The sequence below is a fragment of the Pseudoxanthomonas sp. SORGH_AS_0997 genome (assembly GCF_031453535.1).
GTDB classification, from domain to species: Bacteria; Pseudomonadota; Gammaproteobacteria; order Xanthomonadales; family Xanthomonadaceae; genus Pseudoxanthomonas_A; species Pseudoxanthomonas_A winnipegensis.
On record NZ_JAVIZI010000001.1, the window covers coordinates 2,428,812 to 2,446,960 of the forward strand.

Here is an 18,149-nt window from a genome sequence, read left to right on the forward strand (position 1 = left end):
GGACCGCACATTGTAGGGCTTGTCCTCCGGCACCGGATAGGCCGCGTCGGGCCCGCAGGGCAGTCGAGCGCAGCGCATGACGCGGGACGGACCGTTGCGCATTTCACGGCGCGCCCCTCGACCGTGGCCGTCCTGCCGACTCAACCCGAAGGGCCGCCCCTGAGCAGGCGTGTGACGGCGTCATTGCTCGGTCGTGGACCAAAGTCCACTTCCTCGCGCTTCGTTGTCCCGGGCGCGCCCGAGGGCGGCGCGACCCACCCGCCGCCAGAGGACAAGCCCCCGCGCAGCGGACCCCCACCATCGCTTGCGTCGGCGGGCTTTTTCTGGACTATAGTGGCGACCACCTGTAGGGGAATCAGGTACATACCGCCATGTTCAAACAATGCCGCACAGCTGTGGCTGTCGCGTTCCTGACCCTTGCCGCCTTTGCCACGGCCCAAGAATTCGCCGGCAACCACCCCGACACCTACGTGGTGCGCAAGGGCGACACGCTGTGGGATATCTCGGCGCGCTTCCTCAAGAAGCCCTGGCTGTGGCCGGAAATCTGGCAGGCCAACCCGCAGATCGCCAACCCGCACCTGATCTACCCCGGCGATGTGATCAGCCTGGCCTATCTGGACCGCGTGGCCCAGGCCCAGGTCAAGCCCGGGCCACGCCAGGACGCGCCGATCACCGGCGTGCCGCTGTCGGACATCGAGCCCTTCCTGCGCCACCTGCGCGTGGTCGACAGCATCGACGATCTGCCCTACATCGCCGGTCTGCAGGACGACCGCCTGCGCGCCTTCGGCGGCCAGGACGTCTACGCCGTCGACCTGGAAGCCCCGCAGGTCGGCCAGCGCTACGCCGTGGTGCGGCCGACCAAGTACTACGACGAGCCCAAGCCCAGCACCGACCTGGACTACCGCGGCGAGCGCACGCTCGGCGAGGGCAACCTGTGGAAGGAGTTCCAGGCCCCGAACGACAACGACGACTTCCTCGGCTACGAGCTGGAGCAGATGGCCATCGGCACCGTCACCGCGGTCGATCCGGAGGGCAACGCCACCACGCTGCATCTGGAAGGCAATGGTCGCGAGGTCCGCGCCGGCGATCGCCTGATCCCGGTCGAGGCCCAGCCCTTCGACCTGCAGTTCTTCCCGCATCCGCCGCGCACCCCGCTGGTGGACGGCAAGGTGCGCATCATGTCGATCTCCGACACGCTGTCCTACGGCGGCGCGCACGACGTGGTCGCCCTGTCCGGCGGTAGCCGCGAAGGCCTGGACAACGGCACGGTGCTGTCGGTGTGGCGCCCGGGCAGCTACAAGCTCGACCCGTTCAAGGGCTCGACCTCGCGCATCGCCGAGACCAAGAAGCCGGGCCAGGGCCGCAACAAGCTGCCCGACCAGTACACCGCGCACGTGATGATCTTCAAGACCTACGAGAAGGTCAGCTACGGCCTGATCATGGAAGGCTCGGCGCCCTCGCGCGTGGGCTACTTCCTGCGCGACCCGGACGCCGGCATGCCGAACACGGCCACCGCCAGCGTCGACTGATCCGACTTTTCCTACGCAACACCACGACGGCGCCCGAGGGCGCCGTCGTCGTTTCCTGGGCCACGCTGGCGGCCATGGACGATGAAGACACCCGCGCCTGGCTGGCCCTGGTGCTCGCGGGCGGCGCCACCGCGCCACGCCGGCAGCTGGTCGAGACCCATGGCAGCGCCGCCGCCGCGCTGGCCGCCGGGCCCTCGGCCTGGAGCCAGGCCGGGCTGGAGGCCAAGCGCTGCGCGCGCCTGGCCGCCCCCTGCGCCGCGGCCCTGGCGCGCTGCCTGGCCTGGCTGGCCGGGCCGCGGCGGCGCCTGCTGCACTGGGGGCATGCCGACTACCCGCCGCTGCTGGCACAGACGGCCTCGCCGCCGCTGGCGCTGTTCGTCGAGGGCGACGCCGACCTGCTCTGGCACCCCGGCGTGGCGGTGGTCGGCAGCCGCGCGCCCACCGCAGGAGGCCGCGACAACGCCGCCGACTTCGCCCATGCGCTGGCCTCGGCCGGCTGGGCGGTGCTCAGCGGCATGGCCGCCGGCATCGATGCCGCCGCGCACGAGGCCGCGCTGGCGCTGGCCGATGGGCGCACGGTGGCGGTGGTCGGCACCGGGCCGGACCTGGCCTATCCGGCCGGCCACGCCCGCCTGCGCGCGCGCCTGGCCGAGCGCGGCGCGGTGGTCAGCGAGTTCCCGCCCGGCACGCGGGCGCGGGCGCCGCACTTCCCCAGCCGCAACCGGGTCCTGGCCGGGCTGGCGCTGGGCACCGTGGTGATCGAGGCGGCCGAGCGTTCAGGCGCGCTGATCACCGCCCGCCTGGCGGCCGAGGCCGGACGCGAGGTCTTCGCCCTGCCCGGCTCGATCCACAACCCGATGGCGCGCGGCTGCCATCGCCTGATCCGCGACGGGGCGACCCTGATCGAGCACCCCCGGGAAATCCTCGAAGGCCTGGCCCAGGCCGCCGGCGACTTGGCCAGAGGCCTTGCGGCACCCGCCGGCCGCCCCCATCCAGGGGACGATCCCGCCAGGACGCACCCGGACCCCGACTACCAGCGCTTGTGGGAAGCGCTTGGCCACGACCCAACCGGTATGGATCAACTCGTCGCGCGGACCCGATTGACGACCGCTGAAGTGTCCTCCATGCTGCTGGTCATGGAACTGGATGGGCAGGTGGCGGTCGAACATGGCCGTTACGCACGCAGATCGTAGTTTTCCCACCTCCACAGTGCTTTTGAGCACAGGCCGAGGGCAATGAAAGAGAGCATCCTGGACGTCCTGCTATACCTGTTCGAACATTACTTCACCGAAGACGCCGATCCGGTCCGCGACCGCGACTCCCTCCAGAACGGCCTGATCCAGGCCGGTTTCAGCCCCACCGAAATCAATAAAGCCTTCGACTGGCTCGATGCGCTGGCCGAGCAGCGGCCCAGTGCCGGCGAGCCGCGCGTGGACGGCCCGATCCGCATCTTCCACGGCCTTGAGCTGGAGAAGCTGGACGTGGAAGGCCGCGGCTTCCTGATGTTCCTCGAGCAGCACGGCATCCTGGACGCCGACCAGCGCGAGCTGGTGCTGGACCGCGCCATGGCGCTGGACCAGGACGAACTGGATCTGGACGACCTCAAGTGGGTCGTGCTGATGGTGCTGTTCAACCAGCCGGGGTCGGAAGCGGCCTACGCCTGGATGGAGACCCAGATGTTCGCCGACGAGCCGGAGCCGGTGCACTGACCGATCAACCGGCCTGCGCCCAGGCGCAGGCCGCGCAGGGACGCGGGGAGAATCGATGAGTCAGTGGTATTACCGGCACGAGGACCGGACCGAGGGTCCGGTGCCGACCGAGAACATCCTGCGTCTGCTGCGCGACGGGAAGCTCAGCCAGCAATCGCTGCTATGGCGTGAAGGTCTGGCCCAATGGCACCCGTTGTCGACCCTGCGCCCCGAGCTGGGTCTGGGCCCGGCGCTTCCGCCCGCCCCTCCGCCGCTGGTGGCCTCGGCCACTGCCCAGCGTGCGCCCGCCCGACGCGGCCTGTCCGGCTGCGCGATCGCCGCGATCGTCGCGCTGGCCTGCCTAGCGCCGATCGCCGTCCTGGCTGCCATCGCGTTCCCCGCTTACCAGGACTACCTCACCCGATCGGTGATCGCCCAGGCCCTGAGCGAGGCGGCACCGGTGCAGGCGCAGGTCCAGCAGGCCATCGCCCAGGCACCGTCGGGGTCCTGTCCGGCCAATGGCCAGCCGCCTTTCCGCGCAGCTGGCGATTACGCAGGGCGCGCGGTCTCGGCGATCACGATCGGCAAGTTCCCCGCCAGCGGCGCCTGCGGGCTGGAGATCGTCCTGCGCAGGCCCGGACAGGCGCGTCTGGACGGCAAACGGATCTGGCTGGAAGCCGATGGCGCGGGCGGCTGGCGCTGCCGCTCGGAACTGCCGGGCCGCCAGCTCCCTGCCCAGTGCCGCGCCGGCGGGCGCTAGCGCCCCTCCCGGGCAGGGCCTGGGTTCGCCCACCCGCCTGGGTTAACGTGGCGCCCGGGGAATTGGAAGCAACACGGGGATCGCATGTCGAACTGGTACTACGCAGACCGTGACCGCCAGCGTCACGGCCCGATGGACGCGGCCGCGCTGGCCCAGGCCTTCAACGCCGGCCGCATCGGCCACGACGCGCTGGTCTGGCGCGAAGGGCTGCCCGACTGGCAGCCGCTGGGCCGGCACGCGGCCGAGCTGGGCCTGCTGGGCGACGCGCCGGTTGCGCCGCCGCCGGCGGATCCGGCGCCAATCGCCACCGAATCGGTCGCGCCCGCCGCCGCCGACTGGCGCTCGGCCGTACCAGGGGCCACGGTCGAGCCGGCCTCGCCCTACGCCGCCCCGCGCGCCACCATCGCCCGCGAGCAGGACGTGGTCGAAGGCGGTGAGATCGTCTACGCCGGCTTCCTGAAGCGCTTCGCCGCAGCGACCCTAGACGGCCTGATCGTCGGCGCGGTGATGTTCGCGGTGCTGATGATCGTGGTGGTGGTCATGGGCGTCGGAGGCAACCTGTTCTCCGACATGCAGGCCGGGCGCGCGCCGATGCTGGGCGTGACCTTCGTCCTGCTGTTCTATCTGGTGCCCTTCGCCGTGCAGGCGGCCTACTTCACCCTGATGCACGCCTCCGGCAGCCAGGCCACGCTGGGCAAGCTGGCGGTGGGCATCAAGGTGGTGCGCTCCAACGGCGAGCGGATCTCGGTGTTGCGCAGCTTCGGCCGGTTCGCCGGGCTGGTGCCGCTGGGCTTCGTGACCTGCTATGTGAGCATGCTCGCCTCGGCCATCATGGCCGGCATCACCGCGCGCAAGCAGGGCCTGCACGACATGATGAGCGACACCCTGGTGGTGGACCGCTGGGCCTTCACCGCCCACCCCGAACGCCAGCGCCGCGAGCTGGGCGCGGTGACCATCGTCATGCTGGTCCTGGCCGGTCTGGTGCTGCTCGGCTACGTGGCCATCATGGTGTTCGCGGGCATCGGTGCGGCCATGAGCCACCGGTGAGCCGCGACCGTGCCGGCTTGACAGCCGGACCATGGCCGTGATTCCACTATAAAAAGCCACAAGCTGAACGCCCGGGGCCGAAAGGACCGGGCGTCGCCTTCTGTCCTCCCCCGATCTGCCCCACACTCGCCGCCCCGCACGGCCCGCATCGAACCTCCCCAGCCAATGCCCAAGCACCTGCTCATCGTCGAGTCGCCCGCCAAGGCCAAGACGATCAACAAATACCTCGGCAAGGACTTCACCGTCCTGGCCAGCTACGGGCACGTGCGCGACCTGGTGCCCAAGGAGGGCGCGGTCGATCCGGACAACGGCTTCGCCATGCGCTACGAGACGATCGAGAAGAACGAGAAGCACGTCGATGCGATCGCCAAGGCGGCCAAGACGGCCGACGACATCTATCTGGCGACCGACCCGGACCGCGAGGGCGAGGCGATCAGCTGGCACATCGCCGAGATCCTGAAGGAACGCAACCTGGTCCAGGGCAAGCCCATGCACCGGGTGGTGTTCACCGAGATCACGCCGCGCGCGATCAAGGAGGCCATGACCAAGCCGCGCAGCATCGCCGCCGACCTGGTCGATGCGCAGCAGGCGCGCCGCGCGCTGGACTACCTGGTGGGCTTCAACCTCTCGCCGGTGCTGTGGCGCAAGGTGCAGCGCGGCCTGTCGGCCGGCCGCGTGCAGAGCCCGGCGCTGCGCATGATCGTCGAGCGCGAGGAGGAGATCGAAGCCTTCGTCGCCCGCGAGTACTGGTCCATCGCCGCCGAATGCGCGCATCCCAGCCAGCATTTCAGCGCCAAGCTGGTGAAGCTGGACGGGCAGAAGTTCGAACAGTTCACCGTCACCGACGGCGACACGGCCGAGGCCGCGCGCCTGCGCATCCAGCAGGCCGCGCAGGGCTCGCTGCATGTCACCGACGTGGCGAGCAAGGAGCGCAAGCGTCGCCCCGCCCCGCCGTTCACCACCTCGACCCTGCAGCAGGAGGCCTCGCGCAAGCTGGGCTTCACCACGCGCAAGACCATGCAGGTGGCGCAGAAGCTGTACGAGGGCGTGGCCATCGGCGAGGAGGGCACGGTCGGCCTGATCTCCTACATGCGTACCGACTCGGTGAACCTCTCGCAGGACGCGCTGGACGAGATCCGCGACGTCATCGCCCGCGACTACGGCACCGCCTCGCTGCCGGACAAGCCCAACACCTACCAGACCAAGTCCAAGAACGCCCAGGAAGCGCACGAAGCCGTGCGCCCGACCTCGGCCCTGCGCACGCCCGCGCAGGTGTCGCGCTACCTGTCCGACGACGAGCGCCGCCTGTACGAGCTGATCTGGAAGCGCGCGGTGGCCTGCCAGATGATCCCGGCCACGCTCAACACGGTCAGCGTCGAGCTGGCCGCCGGCAGCCAGCACGCCTTCCGCGCCAGCGGCACCACCGTGGTGGTGCCCGGCTTTCTGGCCGTGTACGAGGAAGGCAAGGACACCAAGAGCGCCGAGGACGAGGACGAAGGCCGCAAGCTGCCGGCGATGAAGCCGGGCGACACGGTGCCGCTGGACCGCATCAACGCCGAGCAGCACTTCACCCAGCCGCCGCCGCGCTTCACCGAGGCGGCGCTGGTCAAGGCGCTGGAGGAATACGGCATCGGCCGTCCCTCCACCTATGCCTCGATCATCCAGACCCTGATCTTCCGCAAGTACGTGGAGATGGAAGGCCGCAGCTTCCGGCCTTCCGACGTCGGCCGGGCGGTCAGCAAGTTCCTGTCCGGCCACTTCACCCGCTACGTGGACTACGACTTCACCGCCAAGATGGAAGACGAGCTGGATGCGGTCAGCCGCGGCGAGGAGGACTGGGTGCCGCTGATGACGCGCTTCTGGGAGCCCTTCATCCAGCTGGTGGACGAGAAGAAGGAATCGGTCGACCGCGCCGAGGCCAGCGGCGCGCGCGAGCTTGGCACCGATCCCAAGACCGGCAAGCCGGTCAGCGTGCGGCTGGGCCGGTTCGGGCCGTACGCGGCCATCGGCAGCACCGCCGAGGACGCCGAGGAGAAGCCCAAGTTCGCCTCGCTGCGCCCGGGCCAGTCGATGCACACCATCACCCTGGACGAGGCGCTGGAGCTGTTCCTGATGCCGCGCGCGCTGGGCCAGGACAAGGGCGAGGACGTCAGCGTCGGCATCGGCCGCTTCGGCCCGTTCGCCCGGCGCGGCAACACCTATGCCTCGCTGAAGAAGGAAGACGACCCGTACACGATCGACCTGGCCCGCGCAGTGTTCCTGATCGAGGAGAAGGAAGAGATCGCGCGCAACCGGATCATCAAGGAGTTCGACGGCAGCGACATCCAGGTGCTCAACGGTCGCTTCGGCCCGTACATCTCCGACGGCAAGCTCAACGGCAAGATCCCCAAGGATCGCGAGCCGGCGTCGCTGACGCTGGACGAGGTGGTCAAGCTGCTGGAAGAGACCGGCAAGCCGGTGCGCAAGGGCTTCGGCGCCAAGAAGACCGCGGCCAAGGCGCCCGCCAAGAGCGCCAAGGCCACCAAGGAACCTGCGGCGAAGAAGGCCGCCAAGAAGGCGCCTGCAAAGAAAGCCGCCAAAAAGGCGGTGAAAAAGGTCGCCGCCCAGCCCGAACCGGCCGTGTCGATGCTCTCGTCCAAGGCCATGCCGGTCTCGGGCAAGAAGACCGTCATCAAGAAGAAGCCGGCCGACGACGCGGCACCGTTCTGACGCCATGCCGGTCTCGACCCTGTCCCTGGACGCCGCCGTCGCGCTGCTGCGCGAGGGCGGCGTGCTGGCCTATCCCACCGAAGGCGTGTGGGGCCTGGGCTGCGACCCGCTGTCGCAGCCGGCCGTGATGCGCCTGCTGGCGATCAAGCAGCGCAGCGTCGACAAGGGCCTGATCCTGATCGCAGCCGAGCGCGACCAGCTCGCCCCGCTGCTGGACTGGGACGCGCTGCCGGCCGCGCGCCAGGCCGCGGTGCTCGACAGCTGGCCCGGCGCCAACACCTGGATCGTGCCGGCCTCGCCGCAGGCGCCGCGCTGGGTCACCGGCGTGCACAGCGGCATCGCCGTGCGCGTCACCGCCCATCCGCAGGTGATCGCGCTGTGCCGGGCCTTCGGCGGGCCGCTGGTGTCCACCAGCGCCAACCTGGCCGGCGAGCCGTCGGTGCGCCGGTTCGAGGATCTCGACCTGCGCCTGCTGGCGCGCGTGGACGGCGTGCTGGAAGGCCGCACCGGCGGCCTGGATCGCCCCAGCGTGATCCGCGACGCGCGCACCGGCCAGGTGCTGCGGGACTGAACCGTCACCCCGGCGAGGCTTCCCGGCCTGCGGGCCAGCGCGCAAGATGCGCGCATGTCGCGCCCACCGCTGCCGCCGCTGTTGCTCGTGCTCGCCGCCCTGGCGGCGGGTGAGGCGCGCGCGGCCGATCCGGTCACGATCTACCGCTGCGTGGGCCGCGACGGCACGGTGACGCTGAGCGATGCGAAGTGCCCGCCGGGCCAGCGCCAGGAAGTGCGCGAGATGCTGCGCCCGCAGGATCCGCCGCCGGTGCCGGCCTCGCCCGCGGCCCCGGCTTCGCCAGCCCGCCCCGCCGCCCCGCCGGCACCGGCGCAGGTGGTGATCTATCGCACCCCGCCGCGGCCGATGTACCTGTGCACCAGCGACGATGGGCGCACCTACACCAGCGACAATGGCGACGGAAATCCGCGCCTGGTGCCGCTGTGGTCGCTGGGCTACCCCGGCGGCGGCTGGGGCCCGCCCGGCCATCATCGACCCGGCGGACCGGTGGTGGTCGGCAACACCTGGGTGCGCGACGCCTGTCACCAGCTGCCGCAGGCCGAGGTCTGCGATCGGCTGCGCGACCGGCGCTACGAGATCCAGCGCCAATACCACAGCGCGCTGCAGAGCGAGCGGCACGCGCTGGACAAAGAACAGCGCGGTCTCGACGCGCGCCTGGACAACGATTGCGGAGCAGGTTGATGGGAGTGAGGAACTGGGCGCGCGTCGCCCTGGCGGCGACGGCGCTGGGCCTGGCGTGGCCGCTGCTGGCGCAGACCACGATCTACCGCTGCACCGATGCCAAGGGCGAGATGACGGTGCAGAACGCGCCGTGCCCGGCCGGGACCAAGGAAGACAAGCGCCAGGTCGGCGAGGTGGCGAGCCGACCGCTGCCATCTTCGCTGCGCAACGCGCCCGCGCCTGCGGCCGCATCGACGGTGCCGCCCGCGCGCAGCGTCGAGGCCGCGCCGGCCGCGTTGCCTGCTTCTTCCGGGCCACCCCCTGCGCCGCTGCACCTGAGCGCCACCCCCGATCCGACCGTGACGCCGCCCGCGCCGACCGGGCCGGCGACGACGATCTACCGCTGCACCGATGCCACCGGCGCGCTGACCGTCCAGAACAGCCCCTGCCCGGCCGGCAGCAAGACCGACAAGCGCGCCGTGCAGGGCGTGGCCAGCATGCCGCTGCCCGGCAACAGGCCCGCTGCCGCCGCAGCGCCGCCGGCGACCGCGGTGCCGGCGGCACAGGCGGCGGCCCCCACAGCGACACAGACCGCTCCATTCGCTGCGCCGGCGGCGGCGCGCCAGGGCGGCGAGCGCGCGCGCGATTCGGCCATCGTTCCGGCGGCCGACGACACGCAGGTGCTGCAGACGATTCCCGGCATGACGCTGATCCAGGACCCGACCCTGCACAAGGACGACGCGGCCGCCGACGCGCTGGCGGGTCGCAAGCCCGCGCAGGCCAGCCAGGCCGCGGCCGGGCTGGTCACCGGCTCGGCGCCGCCGATCCTGTTCCAGTGCACCACCTACGACAGCGGCACCTACCTGACCGAGGAGGCCAATCCGCAGTCGCGCTGCGCGCCGCTGAACACGGTCGGCCTGGACGGCAACCCGGCCGGCGGCGCGGGCCGCGCCTGCGAGGTGATCCACGACGTCTGCGCCCGCGTGCCCGACCAGCGCCTGTGCGCGGCTTGGAACAAGCGCCTGGGCGAGGCCGAAGTGGCCTGGCGCTACGCCAAGCCCGAGAACCAGGCCGACAGGAAGGCCGACTACGACCGCGTGCAGCGCATCGTCACCGATGCGCATTGCAAGTGAGATGCGCGGCGAGCGAGCAAGAGCGGGCAAGCGCGGATCGGAACGGCGAAGAAGACCCGTCATTTCCGCGAAAGCGGGAAGTGCGTTTCGGCAGACGCATGCCTGACCATGCAGCGGCTTTCATGCGCAGTGCCGACGTCCATGAATTCCCGCTTTCGCGGGACCTTTGCAAAACATCGCTGATCACGAACGACGATTGCGCCTTGGTGGCTGGCCAGTTGATCGGGAAAGCCCCGACCCCTCCCCAGCCCTCCCCTGCGCTGCGCGCAAGGGAGGGGGCAGTAAGTTACTTGCTGTGCCACCGCCTACTGGGCTTGGCCCCCTCCCTTTCGCCGAAGGCGAAGGGGAGGGTTGGGGTGGGGTGCTTTTGCTTTTGGCTTTGACCTAGATCGGCGCAGTCAGCCGATGAGTGCAACCCGAACGCAGCCGAGGGGGGGTTTGCAGAGGTCCCGCTTTCGCGGGAATGACGGTAGATGGTTGGCGAAGGCTTTTAGATTGGACCGCGCTTCAAGGCACGGCCCACTGTTCGCAGCGAGGCCTCAGCCTTGCGCCTTGTCGCTGATCAGCTGCACCACGCTGGAGAAGTCCAGGCCGCCGCGGCCGGCCTGCTTGTTCATGGCGTAGAGATTGCGCGCCAGTTCGCCCAGCGGGATGGTCGCGCCCACGCCCATGGCCGCCTCCACCGCCAGGCCCAGGTCCTTGAGCATCAGGTCGTTGCCGAAGCCGCCGCTGTAGCCGCGCGAGGCCGGTGCGTTCTCCAGCACGCCCGGCCACGGGTTGCAGACCTCGGTGGCCCAGCTGCGCCCGGTGCTGACCGCCATCATCTGCGAGAGCACCTTCGGGTCCAGCCCGTGCGCCACGCCCAGGCCGATGGCCTCGCCGGTCACCGCCATGATCACGCCCAGGGCCATGTTGTTGCACAGCTTGGCGACCTGGCCGGCGCCGCTGGCGCCGACGTGGAAAATGTTCTTGCCCATCGCCTGCAGCACGGGGCGGGCGCGTTCGAGCACCTGCGCCTCGCCGCCGACGATGAAGGTCAGCGTGCCGGCCTGGGCGCCGGCGGTGCCGCCGGACACCGGCGCGTCAAGCATCGCCAGGCCGCGCGCGGCCGCGGCCTGGGCGACCTTGCGCGCGCTGGCCGGGGCGATGGTGCTGCAGTCGATCACCAGCGCGCCGGCGGGGATCCGGTCGAGCAGGCGGTCGTCGCCCAGGTACAGGCCTTCGACGTGCCGGCTGGCCGGCAGCATCGAGATCACCACCTCGGCACCGTCCAGCGTGTCGATGGCCGAGGCGGCGGCGTGGGCACCGGCGGCCTTGGCCGCCTCCAGCGCCGCGGGCGCCAGGTCGAACACCGACAGCGTGTGCCCGGCCTTGACCAGGTTGACGGCCATCGGCCCGCCCATGTTGCCCAGACCGATGAAGGCGATATGTGACATTGGTGAGGCCCTCCCGGGGCGTAGTGATATCGATGCGTTGTAGAGCCGAGCTCGCTCGGCTGTGGCTTTCTCGGCAGAGCAGGAGCCGGGCAAGCTTCGCTGGTGCTCTCCCGGTGGAGCCCCAGCCGAGCGAGCTCGGCTCTACAGGGGATTCATGCGAGGTCGGCGAGCGGATGCGCGTCGGCGGGCCAGGGCAAGATGAGGAAGTCCTGCGCCCATTGCGCATCGGCCTGGGCCAGGGTGGCCGGGTTCCAGCGCGGCTTGCGGTCCTTGTCGATCAGCAGCGCGCGGATGCCTTCGGCGAAGTCGCCATGCGCGGCCACGTGCAGGGCGGCGATGCATTCCAGGCGGAAGGTGTCGGCCAGGCTCAGGTCGGCGGCGCGGCGCTGCAATTCCCAGGCCAGCCGCGCCGAGCCTGGCGCTCCGGCGGCCAGCGTGGCCTGCGCGGTCTGCAGCCACGGGTCGTCGTCGCTGGAGGCGGCGCCGATGGCCGCCACCACCTGCTCCAGCGAGCCGGCGCCGACCAGCGCTTCGACCTGCTCGGCATGCGACTGCAGCGGCCCGGGCGGTGCCGGCATGGACATGCCAGCCAGCAGTTTGGTCAGCGCGGTGCGGTTGGCCGCAGGCGCCTCGTCCCAGGGCTGCGCGACCAGCGCGTCGAGCAGCGCGGCGTGCTGGCCGCTGTCGATGCACACATCGGCCAGGCCTGCGTAGATCGCATCGCCGGCGTTGAGCGGCGCGCCGGTCAGCGCCAGGAACAGGCCTGCCCCGCGCGGCACGCGCGCCAGCAGCCAGCTGCCGCCGACATCGGGGAACAGGCCGATGCCGATCTCCGGCATGGCCAGCCGCGAGCGCTCGGTGACCACGCGGTGGCTGGCGCCCGACATCAGGCCGATGCCGCCGCCCATCACGATGCCATGGCCCCAGCACAGCAGCGGCTTGGGATAGGTGTGGATGAAATAGTCCAGGCGGTATTCCTCTTCGAAGAACGCCGCCGCGTACGCGTTGGAGGTGATGTCCTCGTTGCCGCCATCGCGGTACTCGCGCATGCTGCGGTACAGGCCGTGCAGGTCGCCGCCGGCGCAGAAGGCCTTCTCGCCCGCGCCCTGCAGCACCACGCAGGCGATGGCGGCGTCCTCGGCCCAGGCGCGCAGCTGCGCGTCCAGCAGGCGCGTCATCTCCAGCGACAGGCCGTTGAGCGTCTTGGGCGCGTTGAGCGTGGCGATGCCGATGCGCTTGCCGCCTGGGCCCTCGCGGGTCTCGAACAGCACCGGCGCCTCGACCACCGAGTCGTGCGGATTCATGCGTTGGTCCATTGCGGCGCGCGCTTTTCAAGGAACGCGTTGACGCCCTCGGCCTGGTCGGCGGTGTCGAACAGGTCGACGAAGGCCTCGCGTTCGGCCACCAGCGCCGCGGCGAAGCTGCCGCTGCGCGTGGCCTGCACCAGCGCCTTGCACGCGGCCACGCTGGTCGGGCTCTGGCGGCCCGCGCTGCGCGCCCAGTCCAGAGCACGTGCGCGGCCCTCTCCCCGCGGCACCACCTCTTCGACCAGGCCGATGCGCAGCGCGGTGGCCGCATCGACGCGCTCGCCGAGCAGGATCATGCGCTTGGCCCAGCCCTCCCCGACCAGCCGCGGCAGCGCCTGTGTGCCTCCCGCACACGGCAGCAGGCCGACGACCGCTTCGGGGAGGGCGAGCTGCGCGTGCTCTTCGGCGATGCGCAGGTCGCAGGCCAGCGCGCACTCCAGCCCGCCGCCCATGGCATAGCCGTTGATCGCGGCGATGGACACGCCCCGGAACGCGGCCAGCGCCTCGAAGGCCTCGCCGAAGCGGCGCGCCGCCTCCCGCGCGGCCGCCTTGTCGCCGGAGGCGAACTGCTTCAGATCCGCGCCGGCGGAGAAGAACTTCTCGCCCTCGCCGGTGATCACCAGCGCGTAGATGTCGCGGTCGGCATCGAGCGCGGCGACCAGGTCGCGCAGCGCGGCCAGGCTGTGCACGGTCCAGGTATTGGCCGGCGGGTTGGACAGGGTGACGAGGGCGACATGGCCGTCGGCCTCGACCTTGAGCCCGGTGTGCTCGGCGTCGCGCCAGCTCATCGCAGCGCCTCGTCGCTGCTCAGCAGGTGCCGCGAGATGATCACGCGCATGATCTCGTTGGTGCCCTCCAGGATCTGGTGCACGCGGCAATCGCGCAGCAGGCGCTCGACCGGGTACTCGCGGATGTAGCCGTAACCGCCGTGCAACTGCAGCGCGTCGTTGCAGACCGAGAAGCCCGCATCGGTGGCGAAACGCTTGGCCATCGCGCACCACACGGTCTTGTCCGGCGCGTCGGCGTCGAGCTTGCGCGCGGCGGTATGGACCATCTGGCGCGCGGCGACCAGCTCGGTGGCCATGTCGGCCAGCTTGAACTGCAGGGCCTGGAACTCGCCCAGCTTCTTGCCGAACTGGCTGCGCTCGCCCAGATAGCGACGCGCCGCATCCAGCGCGCCCTGGGCCGCGCCCAGCGAGCACGCGGCGATGTTGATGCGCCCCCCGTCCAGCGCCTTCATCGCCAGGCGGAAGCCGTCGCCCTCCTGGCCCAGCAGGTTGGCGGCCGGCACGCGCACGCCCTGGAAGGTGATGCCGCGCGTGGGCTGGCTGTTCCAGCCCATCTTCTCTTCCTTGCGGCCGTAGCTGATGCCCTCCGCATCGGCCGGCACGACGAAGGCGCTGATGCCGCGCGCGCCGGGCTCGCCGGTGCGCGCCATCACCACCAGCACGTCGGTGGCGCCGGCGCCGGAGATGAAGGCCTTGGCGCCGTCGAGCACGTATTGGTCGCCCTCGCGCACGGCGCGGGTCTTGAGCGAGGCCGCATCCGAGCCCGCGCCCGGTTCGGTCAAGCAATACGAGGCCAGCTTCTCGCCGGCGACCAGCCCCGGGCACCAGGCATCGCGCACGGCCGGCGTGGCATTGCTGGCGATCAGCCAGGTGGCCATGTTGTGGATGGTGATGAAGGCGGAGGTCGAGGGATCGACGCTGGCCAGTTCCTCGAACACCACCGCCGCATCCAGCCGCGACAGCCCCAGCCCGCCGACGGCCTCGGGCGAGTACAGCCCGCAGAAGCCCAGCTCGCCGGCCTTGGCGATGGCCTCGCGCGGGAAGATGCATTCGGCGTCCCAGTGCGCGGCGTGCGGGGCGAATTCCTTGTCGGCGAAGTCGCGCGCGGCCTCGCGGAAGGCCTGCTGCTCCTCGGTGAGCTCGGCCGCGTCGTGCGGGAGTTTCATGACTGCGTTCATGGCATCGCCCTTGTGCGAAGGCTCACTTGAGACTGATCGTGGTGTTGACGCCATGGCTGAGCGTGTCGTCGTCGAACCAGCGCGCGGTCACCGTCTTGGTCTGGGTGTAGAACAGCACCACCTGCTTGCCGTACGGCCCCAGGTCGCCTAGCTTGGAGGCGCGCGAACCGGTGAAGGAGAACAGCGGCACCGGCACCGGGATCGGCACGTTGATGCCGACTTGGCCCACGTCGATGTCTTCCTGGAAGCGGCGCGCGGCCGCGCCGGACTGGGTGAACACCGCGGTGCCGTTGCCGTTGGGGTTGGTGTTGACGAAGGCGATGGCCTCATCGAGTGTGTCGACCTCCACGATCACCAGCACCGGCCCGAAGATCTCCTCGTCGTAGATGCGCATGCCCGGCTTGACGCCGGAGAAGATGGTCGGGCCGACGAAGTTGCCCTGCGCGTGGCCCTCGACCTGCGGCTTGCGGCCGTCCAGTTCGAGCTTGGCGCCCTGGGCGACGCCCGACTCGATCAGCGATTCCACGCGCGAGCACGCAGCGGTGGAGATCAGCGGGCCGACGTCCACGCCGCTGGCGTTGCCCGGGCCCACTTTCAGCGTCTTGGCCTTTGCGACCAGGTCGGGGATCCAGTCGCGCGCCGCGCCCACCACCACCATCGTCGAGGCGGCCATGCAGCGCTGGCCGGCCGCGCCGAACGCCGCGCCGGCCATCGCATTGAGCGTCTGCTCCTTGTTGGCATCGGGCAGGACGACGGCGTGGTTCTTGGCGCCCATCATGCACTGCACGCGCTTGCCGGCCAGCGAGGCGCGGTTGTAGACATGCGTGCCGACCTTGGTCGAGCCGACGAAGGACACCGCCTTGATGTCGGGGTGATCGCAGATCGCGTTGACCACCTCCTCGCCGCCGTGGACGACGTTGAGCACGCCCTTGGGAATGCCGGCCTCCAGCGCCAGTTCGACCAGGCGCATGGTCACCATCGGGTCCTGTTCGGAGGGCTTGAGGATGAAGGTGTTGCCGGTGGCGATGGCCATCGGGAACATCCACAGCGGGATCATCGCCGGGAAGTTGAACGGGGTGATGCCGGCGCACACGCCCAGCGGCTGCATGAGCGTGTAGGTGTCCACGCCATTGGCCACGTTGTTGGCCAGCTCGCCCAGCTGCAGGTTGCCGATCGCCGCGGCGTGTTCGACCACCTCCAGCCCGCGGAACACGTCGCCCTCGGCATCGGGCAGGGTCTTGCCCTGCTCGGCGGTGAGGATCGCCGCCAGCTCGCCCATGTGCTCGCGGATCAGCTGCTGGTACTTGAGGAAGATGCGCGCGCGGGTGCCGATGGGCGTCTTGCGCCAGGTCTTGAAGGCTTCCTTGGCGGCGGCCACGGCGCGGTCCACCTCGTCCACGGTGGCGAAGGGCACCTGCCCCAGCACTTCCTGCGTGGCCGGGTTGACGATGTCCTTCCAGGTGGAGGTGCGCGATTCGACGAAGGCACCGTCGATCAGCAGAGACACGCGCGGCAGTTCAACGTTCATGGGCGGCCCTTTGGGCGATGGCGAATGACAGGATTCGCATCTTTCGCAAGATCGGGGCCGATTTCAGCCCCAATTCTGCTTAATCCGGCCAATGACCGGGCGGATTTCTGCGAAGATTGCGAAGATGAGCCCCCACCGCCGCCTCGAACTCGGCCTGCGCCTGCAGCGCCTGCGCCAGCGCCACGGCCTGTCCCAGGCCCAGCTGGCCCAGGCGCTGGGCCTCTCGCCCAGCTATCTCAACCAGATCGAGCGCAACAAGCGCCCGCTGACCCCCGCCGTGCAGCAGCGCCTGCGCCAGGTCCTGCAGGACACCGCCGGCCTGTTCGACGCCGACGACCCGGCCGCGCTGATCGACCCGCTGCACGAGACCCTGGTCGCGCTGGACCGGCCCGGCGTGACCACGGCCGAGCTGCGCGCCCTGGCCGGCAACCTGCCCCAGGTCGCCCATGCGCTGCTGGACCTGCACCGCGAGCATCGCGCCCTGCGCGAGCGCGCCGCGGCGCTGGAGCTGCAGATCGGCGATGCGACTTCCGGCGCGCCGGCCCTGCTGCCGCCCGGCGACCAGGTGCGCGACTACTTCAACCGCCTGCGCAACCACATCCCCGAGCTGGACACGCTGGCCGAGGGCCTGTTCGACGAACTGGGCCTGGTGCCCGGCCACACCGCGCCGCGCCTGCGGCAGCGCCTGGCCGACCGCCACGGCGTGCTGGTCGAGGTCCACGGCGGCGGCCAGATCAAGCGACGCCTGGACACGGCCGCGCGCGTGCTGCACCTGCCCGACTACCTGCGTCCGGGCCAGCAGGCCTTCCAGATGGCCGCCGAACTGGTGCTGCTGGAACACCCGGGCCTGATCGCCGCGCTGACCGCGCGCGCCGGCTTCGACGACGCCGAGCGCGTGGCGCTGGCGCGCATCGGCCTGTCCAATTACTTCGCCGGCGCGCTGGTGATGCCCTACGGCGAGTTCCTGCGCAGCGCCGAGCAGAGCCGCTACGACATCGAATGGCTGGCGCACCGCTTCGGCGTGGGCTTCGAGGCGGTGTGCCATCGCCTGTCCACGCTGCAGCGCGAGGGCGCGCCGGGCCTGCCGATCTTCTTCATGCGCGTGGACCGCGCCGGCAACGTGTCCAAGCGCCATTCGTCCACCGATTTCCACTTCTCCCAGGTCGGCGGCTCCTGCCCGCTGTGGATCGTGTACGAGGCCTTCAACCAGCCCGGACGCGTGCTGACCCAGGTCACCCGCCTGCCCGACGGCCGCCGCCACTTCTGGCTGGCCCGACAGGTCAGCACCGGCCCGGTCGGCTACGGCCAGCCGCGCAAGACCTTCGCCGTCACGGTGGGCTGCGACCTGCGCCACGCCGAGCGCCTGGTCTACGCGCGCGGCATCGACATCCGCCCCGAATCGGCCGTGCCCATCGGCCCGGGCTGCCGCACCTGCGAATGGAGCGACTGCCTGCAGCGCGCCTTCCCCGCGCTGCCGCAGCTGGCTGCGGTGGCGCGCTGAACGCTTAATCCGGCACTGCCGGTTTGATTAACCCACCCAACAACAGCCCTGCTTACCTTTGGTCGATCGCAAACACATTTTTGCTTAGGAACAAAATTTATAGAATGCCTCAAACGGGATTTATCCAGGATTTTCATCAACGATATGAGAACCTCCCATTCATAGCCTAAAATTCCTTTTTTTAGTCAGAAGGCGCACGAGTCGGAGCCTCCTAGATGCACCTTCTTGAAACTTTAAGACCATGACCTTCCTCAGAGAGAAGGAGAGGCCATGACCGCCAACCACCAAGTAAGCCAAAATATCTTCAGCTCAAA

15 protein-coding genes are annotated in these 18,149 nt (G+C 70.2%); 10 read left to right on the forward strand and 5 right to left on the reverse strand.

Annotated elements, in window-relative coordinates; genetic code table 11:
- The first annotated feature begins 371 nt into the window (after positions 1-371).
- The 9 genes from QE438_RS10635 to QE438_RS10675 all read left to right on the forward strand — a co-directional run bounded on the left by QE438_RS10635 (position 372) and on the right by QE438_RS10675 (position 10,097).
- Entirely contained in the window at positions 372-1,529 is a 1,158-nt protein-coding gene (locus QE438_RS10635; RefSeq protein WP_130516835.1) for a LysM domain-containing protein, read from the forward strand.
- Between the two features lie 74 nt (positions 1,530-1,603).
- Positions 1,604-2,722, forward strand: a complete 1,119-nt coding sequence (gene dprA, locus QE438_RS10640) for a DNA-processing protein DprA (RefSeq protein ID WP_306995784.1) — start codon at positions 1,604-1,606, stop codon at positions 2,720-2,722.
- A gap of 42 nt (positions 2,723-2,764) precedes the next feature.
- Positions 2,765-3,238 carry a DUF494 family protein gene (locus tag QE438_RS10645; protein WP_130516831.1) on the forward strand — a complete coding sequence of 158 codons (474 nt, stop codon included), beginning with the start codon at positions 2,765-2,767 and terminating at the stop codon, positions 3,236-3,238.
- A gap of 55 nt (positions 3,239-3,293) precedes the next feature.
- Complete coding sequence (locus tag QE438_RS10650; protein WP_306995783.1) at positions 3,294-3,977, forward strand: GYF domain-containing protein; 684 nt, start codon at positions 3,294-3,296, stop codon at positions 3,975-3,977.
- 84 nt (positions 3,978-4,061) lie between these two features.
- Positions 4,062-5,024, forward strand: coding sequence for an RDD family protein (locus QE438_RS10655; RefSeq protein WP_306995781.1), 963 nt, complete (start codon positions 4,062-4,064; stop codon positions 5,022-5,024).
- 165 nt (positions 5,025-5,189) lie between these two features.
- A complete protein-coding gene (locus QE438_RS10660; RefSeq protein ID WP_306995779.1) occupies positions 5,190-7,733 on the forward strand; it encodes a DNA topoisomerase I in 2,544 nt (847 codons plus the stop codon).
- Positions 7,734-7,737: 4 nt separating this feature from the next.
- Positions 7,738-8,304: a Sua5/YciO/YrdC/YwlC family protein gene (locus tag QE438_RS10665; protein WP_306995777.1), complete on the forward strand. Its 567-nt coding sequence runs from the start codon at positions 7,738-7,740 to the stop codon at positions 8,302-8,304.
- A 54-nt stretch (positions 8,305-8,358) separates the two neighbouring features.
- A complete protein-coding gene (locus QE438_RS10670; protein ID WP_306995775.1) occupies positions 8,359-8,985 on the forward strand; it encodes a DUF4124 domain-containing protein in 627 nt (208 codons plus the stop codon).
- Complete coding sequence (locus QE438_RS10675; RefSeq protein WP_306995773.1) at positions 8,985-10,097, forward strand: DUF4124 domain-containing protein; 1,113 nt, start codon at positions 8,985-8,987, stop codon at positions 10,095-10,097. Before QE438_RS10670 ends, QE438_RS10675 begins: the two co-directional genes overlap by 1 nt.
- Positions 10,098-10,636: 539 nt before the next feature.
- Here the strand turns inward: QE438_RS10675 and mmsB are convergent.
- The 5 genes from mmsB to QE438_RS10700 form a co-directional block, all read right to left on the reverse strand.
- A complete protein-coding gene (gene mmsB / locus QE438_RS10680; protein ID WP_306995771.1) occupies positions 10,637-11,533 on the reverse strand; it encodes a 3-hydroxyisobutyrate dehydrogenase in 897 nt (298 codons plus the stop codon).
- Positions 11,534-11,685: 152 nt separating this feature from the next.
- Positions 11,686-12,837, reverse strand: a complete 1,152-nt coding sequence (locus tag QE438_RS10685) for an enoyl-CoA hydratase/isomerase family protein (RefSeq protein WP_306995770.1) — start codon at positions 12,835-12,837, stop codon at positions 11,686-11,688.
- On the reverse strand, positions 12,834-13,628 hold the full coding sequence (locus QE438_RS10690) for an enoyl-CoA hydratase (protein WP_306995768.1): 795 nt from the start codon (positions 13,626-13,628) through the stop codon (positions 12,834-12,836). The genes QE438_RS10685 and QE438_RS10690 overlap by 4 nt, the downstream gene beginning before the upstream one ends.
- Positions 13,625-14,806: an acyl-CoA dehydrogenase family protein gene (locus QE438_RS10695; RefSeq protein WP_306995766.1), complete on the reverse strand. Its 1,182-nt coding sequence runs from the start codon at positions 14,804-14,806 to the stop codon at positions 13,625-13,627. The genes QE438_RS10690 and QE438_RS10695 overlap by 4 nt, the downstream gene beginning before the upstream one ends.
- A gap of 22 nt (positions 14,807-14,828) precedes the next feature.
- The gene (locus QE438_RS10700; RefSeq protein WP_306995764.1) at positions 14,829-16,334 is read right to left on the reverse strand and encodes a CoA-acylating methylmalonate-semialdehyde dehydrogenase; all 1,506 of its coding nucleotides are present in this window, start codon (positions 16,332-16,334) and stop codon (positions 14,829-14,831) included.
- A gap of 124 nt (positions 16,335-16,458) precedes the next feature.
- On the opposite strand from QE438_RS10700, the gene QE438_RS10705 reads away from it, so the two are divergent.
- Complete coding sequence (locus QE438_RS10705; RefSeq protein ID WP_306995762.1) at positions 16,459-17,835, forward strand: short-chain fatty acyl-CoA regulator family protein; 1,377 nt, start codon at positions 16,459-16,461, stop codon at positions 17,833-17,835.
- Positions 17,836-18,149: the final 314 nt, after the last annotated feature.